The following is a 16,188-nucleotide window of genomic DNA, read 5'->3' as shown; positions in this document are numbered from 1 at the left end:
TTTGGATGAATGGCAGAGCCCGATAGCGCCGGGTGTTTCCTGGTATCAGGCAACCGTTGGGGAGCGGCCGGCCTATCCGGCACTCGACGGGTCGAAGGCGGTCGATGTCGCGATCATCGGCGGCGGCTATACCGGGCTTCAAGCCGCCTACAACCTCGCCAGGAGCGGTATTTCTACCGCCCTGATCGAGGCATATCGCCTCGGCGACGGCGCTTCCGGACGCAATGGCGGGCAGATGGGCACCGGCCAGCGCTGGTGGCCGGAGGAACTCGAGAAGGATTTGGGCTACGAACGCTCGAAGGCGCTCTTCGATATGGCGGAGCATGCCAAGCGCCATCTTCTCGATTTTGCTGATGTTCACGGCATCGACATGGATTACATGCCGGGACAGATGAATGTCGCCCACAAGCCGGGACACGAGAGGGAATATCGCGCGAATGCCGAGATTGCCGCGGAGCGTTACGGCTATCCCCATATCTCGTTCATGGACGCCAAGGAAACTGCCGGACGGCTCGGCACCGGGGATTATTACTGCGGCGTCCGGGATATGGGCACCGGCCATATTCACCCGCTAAAGCTGCTGATCGGTCTTGCGGGTGTCGCCAAGGCGGCCGGTGCCCAAATCCACGAAATGACAAAGGCGACGGCCATTCGGCAGGGCGGTGGCAAGATCAAGATAGACACGCCGTCCGGAACGTTGACGGCCGATCGGGTGCTGATCGCCACGAATGCCTATATCGGCGAGCTGGAGCCCACGACCGCCGCGCATATCATGCCGATCGGCTCCTTCATCGCCGCCACCGAACCGCTCGATGATTTTCCGACGATCATTTCAGGCGGGGAGGCCGTAGCCGATTCGCGATTCGTCGTGCGCTATTTCCGCAAGTCGCGCGACAATCGTCTCCTCTTCGGCGGGCGCGAGGTTTATTCCTCCCGCGATCCGAAAAATACCGCGGAGGCCATCCGCCAGCAGATCGTCGCGACCTATCCGAGCCTGAAAAACGTTGCGATTACGCATGCTTGGGGCGGCAATGTGGGGATCACCATGCCGCGCCAGCCCTTCGTGCGGGAAGTCATGCCCGGCGTCACCTCGATCGGCGGTTATTCCGGTCATGGCGTCATGCTGTCAAACTATTGTGGCAAGCTCTATGCAGAGATGATTTCCGGCAAAGCGACCGAGCTGGATCAACTTGCCGCACTGGATGTTCCCGCCTTCCCCGGCGGGCGTCATATGCGAACGCCATTGCTTTTCCTGGCCTTAACGTGGTTTGCGCTGCGCGACAGGCTCTGACAAGCAAGCGACCCTACGTGGTCCTCAACATCAATTCGGGCTAGCCTTTTTAAATCGATTAGATTAAGTATGCCCCCAACCATCCAGGACGAAAGAACAGAGATGAGCAGCCAGATCATCCCAGTCGAAGCCTTTGATTGTATCGTGTTCGGCGGAACCGGCGACCTTGCGGAGCGCAAGCTCCTGCCGGCCCTTTATCACCGGCAGGTGGAAGGCCAGTTTACCGAGCCGACCCGCATCATCGGCGCTTCCCGCAGCAACCTTTCGCACGAAGACTATCGGAAATTTGCTCAGGACGCGCTCAAGGAACACCTCAAGAAGGGCGAATACGACGAGGCCGAGGTCCAGAAATTCTGCGAGCGGCTCTACTACGTCTCGATCGATGCGAAGTCGGATCAGGGCTGGGATACGCTCAAGAAACTCATCGACGACGGCAAAGAGCGCGTGCGCATCTTCTATCTCGCCGTTGCGCCCGGCATCTTCGGAGCAATTTCCGAAAAAATCCGCGATCACAAGCTGATCACGAAGGCCACCCGCATCGTCGTGGAAAAGCCTATCGGCCGCGATCTTGCCTCGGCGCTGGAACTCAACGATACGATCGGCAAGGTTTTCCGCGAAGAGCAGATCTTCCGCATCGATCACTATCTCGGCAAGGAGACGGTGCAGAACCTGATGGCGCTGCGCTTCGCTAACGCGCTCTACGAGCCGCTATGGAATGCCGAGCATATCGACCACGTACAGATCACGGTTGCGGAGGCCGTCGGGCTTGAAGGCCGGGCCGGCTATTACGATACCGCCGGCGCGCTGCGCGACATGGTCCAGAACCATATCCTGCAGCTTCTCTGCCTTGTCGCCATGGAAGTCCCTTCCTCGATGAATTCGGAGTCTGTGCGCGACGAAAAGCTCAAGGTGCTGCGGGCGCTGAAGCCGATCACCGAAGCCAATGTCGAGCAGTTTACCGTTAGAGGTCAGTACCGCGCGGGTGCTTCGGCCGGAGGCCCGGTCAAGGGCTATCTCGACGAGCTGGAGGGCGGCGTCTCCAATACCGAGACATTCGTGGCCATCAAGGCCGAGATTGGCAACTGGCGCTGGGCCGGCGTTCCCTTCTATATCCGCACCGGCAAGCGGCTCGCGAGCCGCGTCTCCGAGATCGTCATCACTTTCAAGCCGATCCCGCACAATATCTTCGACAATGCCGCGGGCCGGATTGCCGCGAACCAGCTCATCATTCGCCTGCAGCCGGACGAAGGGGTAAAGCAATCGCTGATGATTAAGGACCCGGGTCCTGGCGGAATGCGGCTTCGCGAAGTTTCGCTCGACATGAGCTTTGCGGAAGCATTCGCCGTCCGCAACCCGGATGCCTATGAACGGCTCCTGATGGATACGATCCGCTCCAACCAGACCCTGTTCATGCGACGCGACGAAGTGGAAGCCGCATGGCGTTGGGTCGATCCGATTCTCAAAGGTTGGGAAGCGACCGGCCAGCAGGTGCAGGGTTATACTGCAGGCACCTGGGGACCGAGCCAAGCGATTGCGTTGATCGAACGAGATCACCGCACCTGGCACGAAGGCTGACGATAGGAAGGGCGAGACGGGCAATGACCGCAAACCTGCATGAATTTCCCGATGCCGCAACGCTTGCTGCCGCCCTGGCGGACGAGGTTGCGGCACGCCTTGCCGCTGGGATCCGCGAACGGGGGAGCGCGTCCATCGCGGTCTCGGGCGGCTCCACGCCGAAGAAATTCTTCGAGACGCTGTCGGCGCACGATATCGATTGGAGCAAGGTAACGGTGACTCTGGTCGACGAGCGTTTCGTACCGGCCGACAATCCGCGTTCCAACCACCTTCTAGTCGCGACGCACCTCATGAAGGAAAAGGCCGCAGCGGCGAAATTCATCCCGCTCTATTATGACCGCCCGTCGATCGACGAAGCTGCGGTTGCGGCAACGGAAAGGACGGCGGACATCGGCAATCCTTTCGATGTCGCCATCCTCGGCATGGGAACCGACGGCCACACGGCCTCGTTCTTCCCGCACGGCAACAATCTCACGAAAGCGCTCGATCTTTCCGGCTCTCGCGGTGTCCTGACCATGGAGGCGGAAGGCGCTGGCGAAGAGCGGTTGACTTTCTCTTTCGCAAGCCTTTCGGACGCGCGTTTTCTCGCCCTGCATATAGAAGGCGAGAGCAAACGGGACGTGCTTGAAAAGGCGAAAGCCGGTTCCGACGAAGCGGAGATGCCGATCCGCGCCGTGCTCAATCGCGCCGCGTCGCCGCTAGAGATCTACTGGGCGCCATAAAGGCGCAGGATTTTCAACATGAGCAATCCCGGTCGGCTTTCGCCACTCCCAAGCCGGGGTTGACGGATGAGGACAAGACCCATGGCTGCGCATTCCAGCATCGAGGCTATCACAGCCCGCATCGTAGAGCGATCAAAGCCCCATCGTGAAGCCTATCTCGACCGCGTCCGGAGGGCGGCATCGCGAGGCCCGCACAGATCGACGCTTTCCTGCGGCAATCTCGCCCACGGTTTTGCGGTCTGTTCCCCCGCCGAGAAGGAGGCGCTCGCAGGAGATGTTATTCCAAATCTCGGCATCATCACCGCCTATAACGACATGCTGTCCGCCCACCAGCCCTACGAGACCTTCCCGTCGATCATCCGGGAAGCGGCGCGGGAGGCAAGCGGCATCGCGCAGGTCGCGGGCGGCGTGCCGGCCATGTGCGACGGCGTTACGCAAGGGCAGCCGGGCATGGAATTGTCGCTGTTCTCACGCGATGCGATCGCCATGGCGGCCGGCATCGGTCTTTCACACAACATGTTCGATGCGGCGGTCTTCCTCGGCATCTGCGACAAGATCGTACCCGGCCTGGTGATCGCAGCCTTGAGCTTCGGCCACCTGCCTTCCGTCTTCATCCCGGCAGGCCCGATGACTTCAGGTCTGCCGAACGACGAGAAGTCGCGCATCCGGCAGCTCTATGCGGAAGGCAAGGTCGGCCGCGCAGAGCTTCTCAATGCCGAGTCCAAATCCTACCATGGCCCCGGTACCTGTACTTTCTACGGCACAGCGAATTCCAACCAGATGCTGATGGAGATCATGGGCTTCCATCTGCCCGGGGCTTCCTTCGTCAATCCGGGTACGCCGCTGCGCGAAGCATTGACCCGCGAAGCCGCCAAGCGAGCACTCGCCATCACCGCCCTCGGCAACGAATTCACGCCAGCCGGCGAGATGATCGACGAGCGCTCGGTGGTCAACGGCGTCGTTGGCCTGCATGCCACGGGCGGCTCGACAAACCACACGCTCCATCTCGTCGCCATGGCGCGCGCTGCCGGCATTCATCTGACCTGGCAGGACATCTCCGACCTCTCGGATGTCGTTCCCCTGCTCGCGCGCGTCTATCCGAATGGCCTGGCAGACGTGAACCACTTCCACGCCGCCGGAGGCATGGGTTTCCTCATCAAGCAACTCCTGAAGCAGGGCTTGCTGCATGACGACGTCCGCACCGTCTTCGGCCACGGTCTCGAGGCTTATACCGTCGAAGCAAAGCTCGATGCACAGGGCCAGGTGGTGCGGGAACCGGTACCGGAGGAGAGTGGGGACAAGAAGGTCCTGTCGGCGATAGAGACACCGTTCCAGTCCACGGGCGGACTGAAGATGCTGACCGGCAATCTCGGCAAGGCCGTCATCAAGATTTCCGCCGTAAAGCCGGAGCGCCATATCGTCGAAGCACCGGCTGTCGTGTTCAACGGTCAGCAGGAGCTGCAGGACGCCTTCAAGCGCGGTGAGCTCAACAAGGATTTTATCGCCGTCGTCCGCTTCCAGGGCCCGAAAGCCAACGGCATGCCGGAGCTCCATCGCCTTACGCCCCCTCTCGGCGTGTTGCAGGACCGTGGTTTCAAGGTGGCGCTGGTGACTGACGGGCGCATGTCAGGTGCCTCGGGCAAGGTGCCGGCGGCGATCCATATTACGCCCGAAGCCTCGGATGGCGGGGCGATCGCCAAGATCAAGGATGGGGACATCGTTCGGCTCGATGCTGTCGCCGGTACGCTGGAAGTGCTGGTGGATGCCGCCGAATTTGCAGCGCGGGCACCTGCCGTCGTCGACCTTTCCGACAACGAGTTCGGCATGGGCCGAGAGCTCTTTTCCGCCTTCCGCCGCAATGTCGGCCATGCGGACCAGGGTGCAAGTGTGTTTGCATAAATGGAAAGGGCGGCTTGAGGCCGCCCTGTAAGAAACGTCCGGCTTTCACCAGGACCGGATGTCGAGCGTCCGGTCGCGATGGTTGGGATGCGTCGAGAACACGAAAATCCGGTCCATTTCCTTCTGTGTCAGAAGACGCAGGAAGCGGACTTCGATCGTGTTGTTGGCATTGGTGCGCATCAGCAGGCAGCCGACCTTCGAAATCCGGGCATCCGGAATATCGAGATAAAACTGCTGGGGCAGGTTGTACTGGGTCAGGATACCGATAACAGCGCTGCTCTGGGAAATGCGCAACACGTCGCAGCGGCGCTGCGCCATGTTCATCACGCCCTTTTCCGTATATTCGATGCGCGCCGCATTCATGGTGTCTTCCATCTTAAACCGGGCTTCCCGGTCGTACATGAAAGACTCTTCCTTGCTCAAAAAGTGATTTTTGTTTTTTGGAGCCGCGCTCACGACATCCCTCCTTCGTTTATGAGAAGAAGGCTAGCCGGCGAAATTTAACAGAGCGTTTTGAAGTCTCAATTCGGAACAATTCCGAACAACGCTCGCTGATTCATAGTAAACAGCGGATTATCTTCTATTTCCGATAGGTCTTACCTTCTGCGTCAAAAAGGTGCAGCTTCGCAGGGTCGGCGGCAAAGCGCATGGCGTGCCCCTTCTTGGCGCCGAGAATGCCGGGAATCTTGGCGATAATCGGTTCCTGATCGGCAAGGCCCTCAATGTAAAGCAATGTTACTTCGCCCAGAGCTTCGACGATCGAGACCTGCCCTTCGAAAAGATATTCTTCGCCGGTCGCGATCGAAAGATCCTCAGGGCGCACGCCGAAGCTTGCAGCCTTGCCCTTTTCAGTTGCCGCAGTTGCGATCGGGAGGCGCACCAATTTACCTCCCCTCAGCGATACGGCAGTGGTCTCGCCGGTCTCCGTTATCGTCGCGGGAATGATATTCATCGCCGGCGAGCCGATGAAGCGTGCAACGAAGAGGTTGTGGGGACGCTCGTAAAGTTCGAGCGGTGCCCCCACCTGTTCGATACGTCCGGCCGAGAGCACAACGATGCGGTCTGCAAGCGTCATCGCCTCCACCTGGTCGTGCGTGACGTAGATCATCGTCGTATCGGGCATCGCTTCGTTGAGTTTGGCGATCTCGATACGGGTCGCCACCCGAAGTGCGGCGTCGAGGTTGGAGAGCGGCTCGTCGAACAGGAAGACTTTCGGATTGCGGCAGATGGCCCGGCCGATCGCCACACGCTGCCGCTGCCCGCCCGAAAGCGCTTTCGGCAACCGGTCGAGATAGGGCGTGAGCTGCAGGATTTCGGCTGCCGAGCGGACGCGGCGGTCGATCTCCTGCTTGCTCTCCTTGGCGATTCGCATGCCGAAGGCCATGTTGTCGTAGACCGTCATGTGCGGATAAAGCGCATAGGACTGGAAAACCATGGCGATGCCACGGCGCGAGGGCGGGACCTCGTTCACCAGCTGACCGTCGATATGCATCTCGCCGCCGGTGATGCTCTCGAGACCGGAGATCATCCGCAACAACGTGGATTTTCCGCAGCCCGAAGGGCCAACGAAAACCACGAACTCGCCCTGCTTGATGTCCAGGTCGATGCCGTGCAGCACCTTCACCTGACCATAGGCCTTGCGGATATCCTTAAGCACGACACCAGCCATGTTTCCCTCCCGTTTTCGTTAGGCGTGACGGGCGAAGAACGCCCCCCAGGCCGGTAGTTCCACGCGTCGGCCTTCGAGGCCGTTTTCGAAGCCATGCCCCGTCAAGACCTCCCAATCGCCCACAGGCAATTCTGTCGAGGTCTCGCTCGGGCTCATGTTGAACAGGCAAAGCACGGTCTCGTTGCCGTATTGCCGTTTGTAGCCGAGTACCGTGCCATCCTCGGGCAGGAAGGCGATATCGCCCTTCGCAAAGGCCGGATGCTGCTTGCGGAAAACCAGGAAGCGGCGGTACTGCTCCAGCACGGAAGCCGGGTCGCCATATTGGGCACCTACCGCGCGAAGCTGATGTTCGACCGGGATAGGCAGCCAGGTCCTCTCGGCAGTCGAAAATCCCGCCTGCAGCGCCTGTGCATCCCAAACCATGGGAGTGCGGCAACCATCCCGTCCCTTGAATTCCGGCCAGAACTGAATGCCGTAGGGGTCTTGCAGATCGGCATAGGCGATATCCGCCTCGGTGAGGCCGAGCTCCTCACCCTGGTAGATGCAGACCGAGCCGCGTTGCGTCATGAGGATCGCAGCCGACATCCTTGCATAGCCGTCACGGTCAAGAAGGTCGTGGCCCCAGCGGCTGACGTGACGCACGACGTCGTGGTTCGAAAAGGCCCAGCAGGCCCAACCATCCGGCGCGGCGACCGAAAAGGCGTTCTGCACCTCCGCGACACGCGCAGGCGTCAGCGGATCGGGTGCCAGGAACTCGAACGCGTAGCACATCTGCATCTTGTCGGTGCCGGACGTATATTCGCCCACGATCTCGAGGCCCCGTTGACTGTCGCCGACCTCGCCGACGGCAGCAATCGCCGGGAACTCGTCAAGCACGGCCCGGAATCGCCTCAGGAACTCCAGGTTCTCTGGCCGGTTCTTGTCGTAGACATGCTCCTGGAAGTTATAAGGGTTCACCGCCGGTGCAGTGGAGGCGTTGCGCCGCGACGGATCAAGCGCCGGGTTGTCGCGCAGTTCCTTGTCGTGGAAATAGAAATTGATCGTGTCGAGCCGGAATCCATCGACGCCGCGCAGCAGCCAGAACCGGGTCATGTCCAGCAGCGCATCCTGCACTTCCGGATTGTGAAGGTTGAGGTCCGGCTGCGAGGTCAGGAAGTTGTGCATGTAATACTGCATGCGCGTCGGATCCCAGGCCCATGCGGATCCGCCGAAGATCGACAGCCAGTTGTTCGGCGGCGTTCCATCGGGTCTTGCATCGGCCCAGACGTACCAATCGGCCTTGGGATTGAACCGGCTCGAGCGGCTCTCGATGAACCAGGGATGCTGATCGGAGCTGTGCGACATCACAAGGTCGATCATCACCTTGATGCCAAGCCGATGGGCTTCCGAGATCAGACCGTCGAAATCCGAGAGCGAGCCGAACATCGGATCGACATCGGTGTAGTTCGAGACGTCGTAGCCGAAGTCCCTCATCGGCGACGGGAAGAACGGCGATATCCAGATCGCATCCGCACCAAGCGCTGCGACATGCGGCAGACGGGCGGTGATACCCTTCAGGTCACCGATGCCGTCACCGTTCGAATCCTGGAAGGACCGCGGATAAATCTGATAGATGACCGCCCCACGCCACCAATCCTTGTCCAGCTCCGCGGGTTTTTCGTGCGAAATGATCATTCAATATCCTGTAGTTGACACAATTTAAGCCGCGGCTCAGCCGCCCTTGACAGAGCCGGCAAGCAATCCGCGGACGAGATACCGTTGAAGTGCAAAAAAGACGATAATCGGCACGACAATCGTGATGAAGGCAGAGGCGGTGAGGATTTCCCACTTTCCACCCATGGAACCCAACAGCGCATTGAGCGCGCCGGTCAGGACAAGCTGATCCTTGCCCGTACCGAGGAAGACCATCGCGACTAGAAGGTCGTTCCATGTCCACAGGAACTGGAAGATGGAGAAGGATGCCAAAGCCGGGAATGATAGCGGCAGAATGATCTTCACGAATATCTCGAAGTCGCTCGCGCCATCCACGCGGGCGGATTCGATGATCTCCCTCGGCAAGCCTGCGATGTAGTTGCGCAGAAGGTAGATCGCGAGCGGCATCCCGAACGCCGAATGGGCCAGCCATATGCCCGCATAACTGCGTGACGGCACGCCGAACAAGTTGCCGATCTCGTTATACATCCTCAGAAGCGGAATGAGCGACATCTGCAGGGGTACGACGATCAGCCCCACCACCATGGCGATGATCAGGGCGCGCCCGGGAAACTCCATCCAGGAGAGCGCATAGGCGGCAAAGGCGGAGATCAGGATCGGGATGATGGTCGCGGGGATCGCGACCGTCAACGAATTGACGAAAGACTGGCCGATGCCCTGCGAGGTCAGCACGGTCCGGTAGTTGTCGAGGGTAAATGAAGGCGGCGCCGCAACGGAGAGATAGACGCGCTTTCCACGCTCGCCGCCAAAGGGAGCGTTCTTCGTATAGACGTAGCTGCCGTCCTCGTTGATCGTCAGCGTCTCACCCTCTCCGAGGTCGGCCGCCTGCCCCACTTGAAATTCCGTGGGCGCCGCGACGCGCGTGCCGAAGGCCCGCACCGCTCCGCTCCGACCCTGTTCGAAGACCGAGCCGGAGATGACGTAATTCGTCCCCTCCTGTTTTGCCGTGGACGGCTCGCCAAGCCGGGCGGCGCTCGTCTCGGCCGCGCCGGTAAACGCCGTCCACCAGCCCGATGCGGAAATCTGACCCGCATCACGGAAGGAGGTGACGAGAATGCCGAGCGTCGGGATAAGCCAGATGATGCAGATCACCAGGACGGACAGATGGACGATAAGGCGCGGTAGCCCGATGCGGCGGAGGCTTGAGGCAGCGTTCATCTCAATGACCTCCCATTTCCTTGTTCGCCTGGCGGATGTTCCAGATCATGATCGGCGTTACGGCCGCCATGATGACGAGCGCGATCACCGCGCTTCGCCCGCTGTCACCGCCGCCGCGGAACATCCAGTCGAACATCAGGTTCGCCAGGACCATGGTGTTCCACTGGCCGTTGGTCATGGTCAGCACGATGTCGAAGACTTTCAGGACGAGAATGGTGATCGTCGTCCAGACCACGGCAATCGTGCCCCAGATCTGCGGCACCATGATCTTCCAGAAAATCTGCCATCCGCTGGCGCCGTCGATGACCGCGGCCTCGATCGTCTCCTCGGGGATACCACGAAGTGCGGCAGACAGGATGACCATGGCGAAACCGGTCTGTATCCAGATCAGGATCGCCATGAGGAAGAAGTTGTTCCAGAAGGGCAGCGAGATCCATACCTGCGGATCACCGCCGAAGAACTGCACGATAGCGTTCAAAAGACCGATCTGGGTATCGCTGCCGCCGCGATATTCGTAGATGAATTTCCAGATGACGGAGGCGCCTACGAAGGAGATCGCCATCGGCATGAAAATCAGGCTCTTGGCCAGATTGCCCCACCAGATGCGATCGGTCAGCACGGCGATGACGAGGCCGAAGAAGGTGCAGGCCGCCGGTACCACCGCAAGCCACAATATATTGTTGAAGATTGACTGGCGGAACTGCGCGTCCTGGATGGCCCAGCGATAGTTCGAGAGGCCCACGAAATTTCCGCCCGACCGGTCGTGGAAGGACAGGATGAACGTCGCGACAACCGGATAGACCAGATAGACGACCAGCAGGATGAGGGCCGGCGCCAGGAACAGCCAGGGGCGTATCATGGCCCGCCGGTTGAGATTGACCGAGGCGGCGTGGACATTGTCCACCGGCACGGGGAAAACGACTTGCAGGATTTTGTCGGAGAGCCAGTAATACAAGGCACAGACGAAAACGCCGGCGATCACAACGCCGACGGCTGAAACGACCTGCGATATCATGCCTCTCCCCTTTTCACCGATTTTTCCGGATTTTTCTGCAGACACCGCGCCGAAGAGCCGGCGCGGCGAAGTGTGGATCATGCGCGACGGGTTACTTCAGGCCGTCCCAGGCCTTCTGAATGTCGGTTGCGACCGTCTTGGCATCCTTGCCGCCGACATAATCGACCATGCCGGTCCAGAACGCGCCAGCGCCGATCTTGCCTGGCATCAGGTCGGAGGCGTCGAAGCGGAAGGTCGTCGCGGTGGTCAGAAGCTCACCCTGCTTCTTCATGACCTCGTTGGCGTAAGCATCCGGACTGGCGCCCTTGAACGGCGTCAGGAACGATGATTGCGCCATCCAGACCTCATGGGCAATCGGCGTCTTCAAGAACTCGATGAATGCCTTGGCGGCTGGAGAATCCTTGGTGATGGCAAACATCGTGCCGGCGCCGAGGACCGGCGTTCCCAGCTCGGGCTTCGAAGCATAGGTGGGCAGGTAGAAGAAGTCGGCATCGGTGCCGAGTTTCGTATCCGGCGGAAAGAAGGACGGCACGAAGGATGCCTGGTGATGCAGGTAGCACTTCGGTGGAATGCCGAAGAGGCCTTTCGGGCTGTCGCGGAAGTCGGTGGAGGAAACGGCTGCAACTCCACCGCTGACATATCTGGCATTCTTGGCGAATTTGCCGAATTCCTCGATCGCGCCCACTACAGCCGGATCGTCAAACTTGATCTCGTTGCTTACCCACTTGTCATAGGTTTCCGGGGTCTGGGTGCGCAGCATCATGTCTTCAACCCAGTCGGTTGCAGGCCAACCCGTTGCGCCTCCGGAGCCGAGACCGATGCACCACGGAACGCCGCCGTCCTCGACGATCTGGTCGCTGAGCTTGATCAGCTCCTCCATGGTCTTCGGAACCTCATACCCCGCCTCCTCGAAGTTCTCGGGCACGTACCACACCATGGATTTGAAATCGGCCTTGAACGGGAAGCCAAAATAAGCCTCCTTTCCGTCCTTGCCCTTGTAGGTGCCGTAGCGGATCCAGTCCTCGCCCGAGCCGTAGTTGGTCTTGACCCAGTCGGAGTTCTCCTGGCCGAGCGGCGTCAGGAACCCCTTGGTGGCCAGATCAGCCAGAAGGCCGGGCTGCGGAATGATGGCGATGTTCGGCGGGGAGCCGGCCTGCGTATCGATGACGATCTGCTGCTCGTAGTTTTCGGAAGAAGAATAACGGCCGTTGATGCCAGTCGCCGCATTGAAAAAAGCGAGAACGCTGTTGAAGAGCACCTCGTCCTCACCGCGCCACGGACCGAAAAGCGTCAGGTTCTGCCCCTTGAGATTCCCATTCGCCGCCTTGAAGTCTTCGTAGCTCTTCCAGTTGAAGCGCGCGTCCTGGCCCGGCGCAAACTTGAGTTCCTGGGCGACCGCGCTGCCGGCGAGAACCACCGCGAGTGCGGTGCCTATCCAAAATGAAGTCTTCATGAAATCACCCTCCCATTGTCCCGGCGTTTTTTCTACCCAGCCGGGAGTTCCAAAACATTGAGAGAGATTTAACGCTCTTGCTGAGGAGTCAACCCCTCCGGTCGCGGCATCCAGAATATTGGAAAGCTTATATCTAAATCGATTAGAATCTGGGAGCGGTTTTTCCGGCAGTGCGATAGGCCGCGACCACCGTGTTGGCCATCAGCATGGCGATGGTCATAGGACCGACACCGCCCGGTACGGGCGTGATGGCGCCGGCGATGTCTGCCGTATCCGCATACGAGACGTCCCCAACAAGACGGGTCTTTCCCTCACCCTTGTCCGGGGCGGGCACGCGGTTGATACCGACGTCTATGACGGTTGCGCCGGGCTTCACCCAATCCGCCTTCACCATCTGCGGTCGTCCCACGGCCGCGACGAGGATATCGGCGTTGCGGCAGACGGAGGCGAGATCTTTCGTCTTGGAATGCGCCATGGTTACGGTCGCGTTGGCGGCGAGCAGCAACAGGCCCATCGGCTTGCCGAAAAGGTTGGAGCGGCCGATGACCACGGCGTTGAGGCCCGAAAGATCGCGGCCGTGGATGCGATTGACGAGCAGCATTGCGCCAGCCGGGGTGCAGGAAATGAGACCAGTTTCCAGGTCGCCGGTCGCGATCTTGCCGGCATTGACGACATGCAGTCCGTCAACGTCCTTTTCCGGCGAAATCGAGAGGATCACCGGTTCCGCCTTCAGATGTTTCGGCAGAGGAAGCTGCACGAGAATACCGTGGACAGCCGGATCGGCATTCAAGCCAGCGACGAGCTCTTCAAGCTCTTCCTGCGTTGTCTCTTCAGCAAGGCTGTGCTGGATCGAATTGAACCCGCACTGCTTGGCCATCTTGCTCTTGGAATTCACATAGGCATGGCTCGCCGGATCGTTGCCTACGATGACGACCGCTAGACCCGGCTTGACGCCCGTTTCCCTCTCAAGAGAAGCGGCCGCCTCGGTTACGGCTGCAATCACGGATGCCGCCGCCTCTTTGCCATCGATCACTACAGCCACGCGTCAACCTCCCGCTTGAAACCGCCGTCAATCTACAAAGCGGGTATCAGTCGGATTTGCCCGCCAACGCCCTATGCTGGTCGCAGACGGCAAAAGCAAGCTGATTCGGTGTCGCAGGCGCCCTTATTATCGGGCGGAGCCGCGACGGGCGGAATAGGACTGAACCCTCTCCCGAAGCTCCGTCATGTTACGGCGCAGTTCGCGAACCTCTTCCGCTTTCCGGACATGCTGCGGCGACGATCGTGCCACGCTGTAAGATGGGGGGGGAGCGCTGCCGCCCGACATCACGGCCGCAACCAGCGGCGGCAGGTCGATCTCGCGCGATGGTCTGCGGTTGGCGATCAGCATTTCGCGGATCTGCTCGGCAAGCGGCGCATCGTTGGCCGGCACCGTGTAGCGGGGATTTATGCGAGATGCCGGAAAGTCTCGAGCTGGCTCGTAATAGTCGGGATCCTCCGGATCGTCGAACATCTCGACAGGATCGACAGCTTCCGTTGACCATCGGCGAGCCGGCGCGGCCTCTTCGGCATGATCAAATGCGGGCTCATCATCCATGCCGCCCAATGCCGACTTGCGACGCGCGAGGCCGGCGAAGGCAAGGCCAAAGCAAAGGCCGATCACAGCGCCGGCACCCGATACCTCCATTATCGACAGCCCCACGGTCTGCGCGGCTTCCGCCGTGGCAGGGCTCAGGACTTCTACCTTGGCAGTCGGCGGGGCCGCTTGCACTTCCGATCGATGAAGGGCATCAAGATAGTTCTGGCGCGCTTCTTTTGCCGTCCCCTCTAGCGCAGCAAGTCGTGCAGCGGAATCGGCTATTTCCTTGTCATCCGGTTTTCGGACCTGCTTGTTCCTCAGCTCGGCCAGATTTCGGCCAGCCGCCGTCTCCTGCTGACGCAGCGTCGCCGAAAGTTGCTTCAGCGTCTTCTGGATGTCCAGCCGAACCTCCTGCAGCGCAGCCTGCGCGGCGAGAAGGCGCGGATGGCGCGGGCCGAGATTGCCTGAGAGTTGATCGACGGCGAGCTTCGCCTCGACATGCCGTTGGCGCTGATACTCAAGGCCCGTATAATCCAGACTATCGGGCAGCGGCTTGTTAAGCACGTCTTCCAGCGTCATGGCGGATGCCCGCGCGGCCCTCGATTTGAGGTCCGCGAGCTGCGCTTGCGCCTCGACCAGTTCTGCGGCCAGTTGCTCTTTTTCACTTTGACTTCGGCGCAGTTCGGCAAGCTTCTGTCCGCCTGTCTCCTCCGCGAAACCGGCAAGCGCTGCCTCCGCGCGTTCAAGGGTCTGGCGAAGCTTTTCGACCACAGGCTCCGACATCGTGGCGCCTGCGGCCGTAAGTTCGTTACGGAATGTATCTCCCAGCATGTTGGCGATCTTTGCGGCCTCACCCGCATCCACCGCGGCAGCCGAGATCACAACCCGATCCGCCCCTCGATCGTAACCGGTGGTAATCGCCTGCGAGAGGCGTTCACGCAGCCGATTTTCCGCCTGCGAAACGGTCATCTCGTTGCCGGAGACGATATCCGACACGACCCGAACGACACTCGGGCGGTCCACGGCAAATTCGCCGTCACGCCGAAGGTTCAGCGCGCGGGCAAGGTTGTCGAGAACCTGTTTGGAACGGAGCGCAGTCAGGGCACCCTCGACCGCACTTTCGCTGGCCGCCTCGACTTTCAGCCGGGTGGCTGCCTCGTAGGTTTGCGGGAGGCTATCGCTGAACAGCAGAGGCAAAGCTCCGCCAACCAGCATCGCAGCGCCCGTTTTCCACAGTGACCATCGCAAGCGGGAAACGACAGAGCCGAGACCGGATCGCGAAGCGTCCGGTTTGAAATCCTGCTCTTCATCAAAATTCGCCGGTTGATACATGGGGCGACCGCAATAACCGTGCTTTCGGCATCCCGGAGGTTGCCGCTGATTAAGGCAGTCTAAATTTTTACGGCAAATAAAGAGTTAACTTCTCACGCCGATGAGGGATTGGGGTAGCAGGCCGCCGCTTCTCCGACGGGTTCGAACCGGCTTGTTCTTCAGAAGGCCAAAGAGGCCCGACCCTGCAAATATCACCAGCCCAGCATGAGCCGGCATAAGCCAGCGCTCGATCCGGCCTTCCTGTGCCGTCGTCTCCGCATCCACGACGACGAAGTCGAGGTCCCGAGGCGGTTCCAGTCCCGGATTAACCACGACGATCTCGTGCCACGGGGCATGACGAGCAAAGTGGTCTCGAAGAGACGTCAAGCGAGCAACATCCCCACCGGCAATACCGATCCGACAGCTCTTTTCGAGGAAAGTCAGGAGCGCAGGAAGGAAAGTGGCTGCTGAGAACCGCGCCGGCGGAGCCTTCTCCCGCAAGCCCTTCGAAAGCATCCCGAGGACGCGGCCCCCACTCGGCAAGATCAGGCGACGGTCAAGCTCGCTTCGATAGGCCGGATCAATGAGCTGGCGCAGGACGTTGCGACTATCCAGAAACGCGACTGTCGCCCGGTTGCCTCGCAGCGAGACCAGCCCCTCGACAAAGCTGAGCGCAGCATTCCAGCCAAGGTCGCACACCCGCAATCCAAACAGGTTCTCGGACGAAGCGGATGTCGGGAATTCTCCGGATGCGTTCATCACTGCGCTCAACAAAGGGAAGGTCCAATCTCGGTCGACCAATA

The 16,188-nt window shown here is 60.3% G+C and carries 13 protein-coding genes; 4 read left to right on the top strand and 9 right to left on the bottom strand.

Translation table 11 applies throughout. The annotated features are described in order from the left end of the window. Window position 1: 1 nt before the first annotated feature. The 4 genes from C5L13_RS01620 to edd all read left to right on the top strand — a co-directional run bounded on the left by C5L13_RS01620 (window position 2) and on the right by edd (window position 5,487). Entirely contained in the window at window positions 2–1,291 is a 1,290-nt protein-coding gene (locus C5L13_RS01620) for an NAD(P)/FAD-dependent oxidoreductase (protein ID WP_105381512.1), read from the top strand. A 102-nt stretch (window positions 1,292–1,393) separates the two neighbouring features. After that, window positions 1,394–2,866, top strand: a complete 1,473-nt coding sequence (zwf, locus tag C5L13_RS01615; protein ID WP_105381511.1) for a glucose-6-phosphate dehydrogenase — start codon at window positions 1,394–1,396, stop codon at window positions 2,864–2,866. Window positions 2,867–2,889: 23 nt separating this feature from the next. Beyond that, entirely contained in the window at window positions 2,890–3,588 is a 699-nt protein-coding gene (gene pgl, locus C5L13_RS01610) for a 6-phosphogluconolactonase (protein WP_105381510.1), read from the top strand. A gap of 81 nt (window positions 3,589–3,669) precedes the next feature. After that, window positions 3,670–5,487 (top strand): phosphogluconate dehydratase, encoded by a 1,818-nt coding sequence (gene edd, locus C5L13_RS01605; protein ID WP_105381509.1) that lies wholly within the window; start codon window positions 3,670–3,672, stop codon window positions 5,485–5,487. A 45-nt stretch (window positions 5,488–5,532) separates the two neighbouring features. Here the strand turns inward: edd and C5L13_RS01600 are convergent, their stop codons facing one another. The 9 genes from C5L13_RS01600 to C5L13_RS01560 form a co-directional block, all read right to left on the bottom strand. Then, window positions 5,533–5,889 carry a hypothetical protein gene (locus C5L13_RS01600; RefSeq protein ID WP_162711464.1) on the bottom strand — a complete coding sequence of 119 codons (357 nt, stop codon included), beginning with the start codon at window positions 5,887–5,889 and terminating at the stop codon, window positions 5,533–5,535. 178 nt (window positions 5,890–6,067) lie between these two features. Further along, window positions 6,068–7,156: an ABC transporter ATP-binding protein gene (locus C5L13_RS01595; protein WP_105381507.1), complete on the bottom strand. Its 1,089-nt coding sequence runs from the start codon at window positions 7,154–7,156 to the stop codon at window positions 6,068–6,070. Window positions 7,157–7,174: 18 nt separating this feature from the next. Beyond that, window positions 7,175–8,830 (bottom strand): beta-galactosidase BglA, encoded by a 1,656-nt coding sequence (gene bglA / locus C5L13_RS01590; RefSeq protein WP_105381506.1) that lies wholly within the window; start codon window positions 8,828–8,830, stop codon window positions 7,175–7,177. A gap of 36 nt (window positions 8,831–8,866) precedes the next feature. Beyond that, entirely contained in the window at window positions 8,867–10,027 is a 1,161-nt protein-coding gene (locus C5L13_RS01585; RefSeq protein ID WP_105381505.1) for a carbohydrate ABC transporter permease, read from the bottom strand. Between the two features lies 1 nt (window position 10,028). Beyond that, a complete protein-coding gene (locus C5L13_RS01580) occupies window positions 10,029–11,042 on the bottom strand; it encodes a carbohydrate ABC transporter permease (protein ID WP_105382030.1) in 1,014 nt (337 codons plus the stop codon). Between the two features lie 91 nt (window positions 11,043–11,133). Next, on the bottom strand, window positions 11,134–12,495 hold the full coding sequence (locus C5L13_RS01575) for an ABC transporter substrate-binding protein (protein WP_105381504.1): 1,362 nt from the start codon (window positions 12,493–12,495) through the stop codon (window positions 11,134–11,136). A 142-nt stretch (window positions 12,496–12,637) separates the two neighbouring features. Continuing rightward, the gene (folD, locus tag C5L13_RS01570; RefSeq protein ID WP_105381503.1) at window positions 12,638–13,537 is read right to left on the bottom strand and encodes a bifunctional methylenetetrahydrofolate dehydrogenase/methenyltetrahydrofolate cyclohydrolase FolD; all 900 of its coding nucleotides are present in this window, start codon (window positions 13,535–13,537) and stop codon (window positions 12,638–12,640) included. A gap of 126 nt (window positions 13,538–13,663) precedes the next feature. After that, the gene (locus tag C5L13_RS01565) at window positions 13,664–15,406 is read right to left on the bottom strand and encodes a GumC domain-containing protein (protein WP_105381502.1); all 1,743 of its coding nucleotides are present in this window, start codon (window positions 15,404–15,406) and stop codon (window positions 13,664–13,666) included. An 84-nt stretch (window positions 15,407–15,490) separates the two neighbouring features. Next, window positions 15,491–16,144 carry a hypothetical protein gene (locus C5L13_RS01560; RefSeq protein WP_105381501.1) on the bottom strand — a complete coding sequence of 218 codons (654 nt, stop codon included), beginning with the start codon at window positions 16,142–16,144 and terminating at the stop codon, window positions 15,491–15,493. Window positions 16,145–16,188 lie beyond the last annotated feature (44 nt).

Origin of the sequence: Neorhizobium alkalisoli (assembly GCF_002968635.1) — a bacterium.
Classification (GTDB): Bacteria; Pseudomonadota; Alphaproteobacteria; order Rhizobiales; family Rhizobiaceae; genus Neorhizobium; species Neorhizobium alkalisoli.
Note: the sequence above shows the minus strand (reverse complement) of the source record. Positions and strands in the feature narration are given on the sequence as shown.

What these genes read in the sequence shown, in the direction of transcription:
- bglA (WP_105381506.1), bottom strand. Translation starts at nt 8,830, where the DNA reads ATGATCATTTCGCACGAAAAACCCGCGGAGCTGGACAAGGATTGGTGG.
- C5L13_RS01585 (WP_105381505.1), bottom strand. Translation starts at nt 10,027, where the DNA reads ATGAACGCTGCCTCAAGCCTCCGCCGCATCGGGCTACCGCGCCTTATC.
- C5L13_RS01560 (WP_105381501.1), bottom strand. Translation starts at nt 16,144, where the DNA reads ATGAACGCATCCGGAGAATTCCCGACATCCGCTTCGTCCGAGAACCTG.
- C5L13_RS01565 (WP_105381502.1), bottom strand. Translation starts at nt 15,406, where the DNA reads ATGTATCAACCGGCGAATTTTGATGAAGAGCAGGATTTCAAACCGGAC.
- C5L13_RS01575 (WP_105381504.1), bottom strand. Translation starts at nt 12,495, where the DNA reads ATGAAGACTTCATTTTGGATAGGCACCGCACTCGCGGTGGTTCTCGCC.
- C5L13_RS01580 (WP_105382030.1), bottom strand. Translation starts at nt 11,042, where the DNA reads ATGATATCGCAGGTCGTTTCAGCCGTCGGCGTTGTGATCGCCGGCGTT.
- zwf (WP_105381511.1), top strand. Translation starts at nt 1,394, where the DNA reads ATGAGCAGCCAGATCATCCCAGTCGAAGCCTTTGATTGTATCGTGTTC.
- edd (WP_105381509.1), top strand. Translation starts at nt 3,670, where the DNA reads ATGGCTGCGCATTCCAGCATCGAGGCTATCACAGCCCGCATCGTAGAG.
- pgl (WP_105381510.1), top strand. Translation starts at nt 2,890, where the DNA reads ATGACCGCAAACCTGCATGAATTTCCCGATGCCGCAACGCTTGCTGCC.
- C5L13_RS01600 (WP_162711464.1), bottom strand. Translation starts at nt 5,889, where the DNA reads ATGTACGACCGGGAAGCCCGGTTTAAGATGGAAGACACCATGAATGCG.
- C5L13_RS01595 (WP_105381507.1), bottom strand. Translation starts at nt 7,156, where the DNA reads ATGGCTGGTGTCGTGCTTAAGGATATCCGCAAGGCCTATGGTCAGGTG.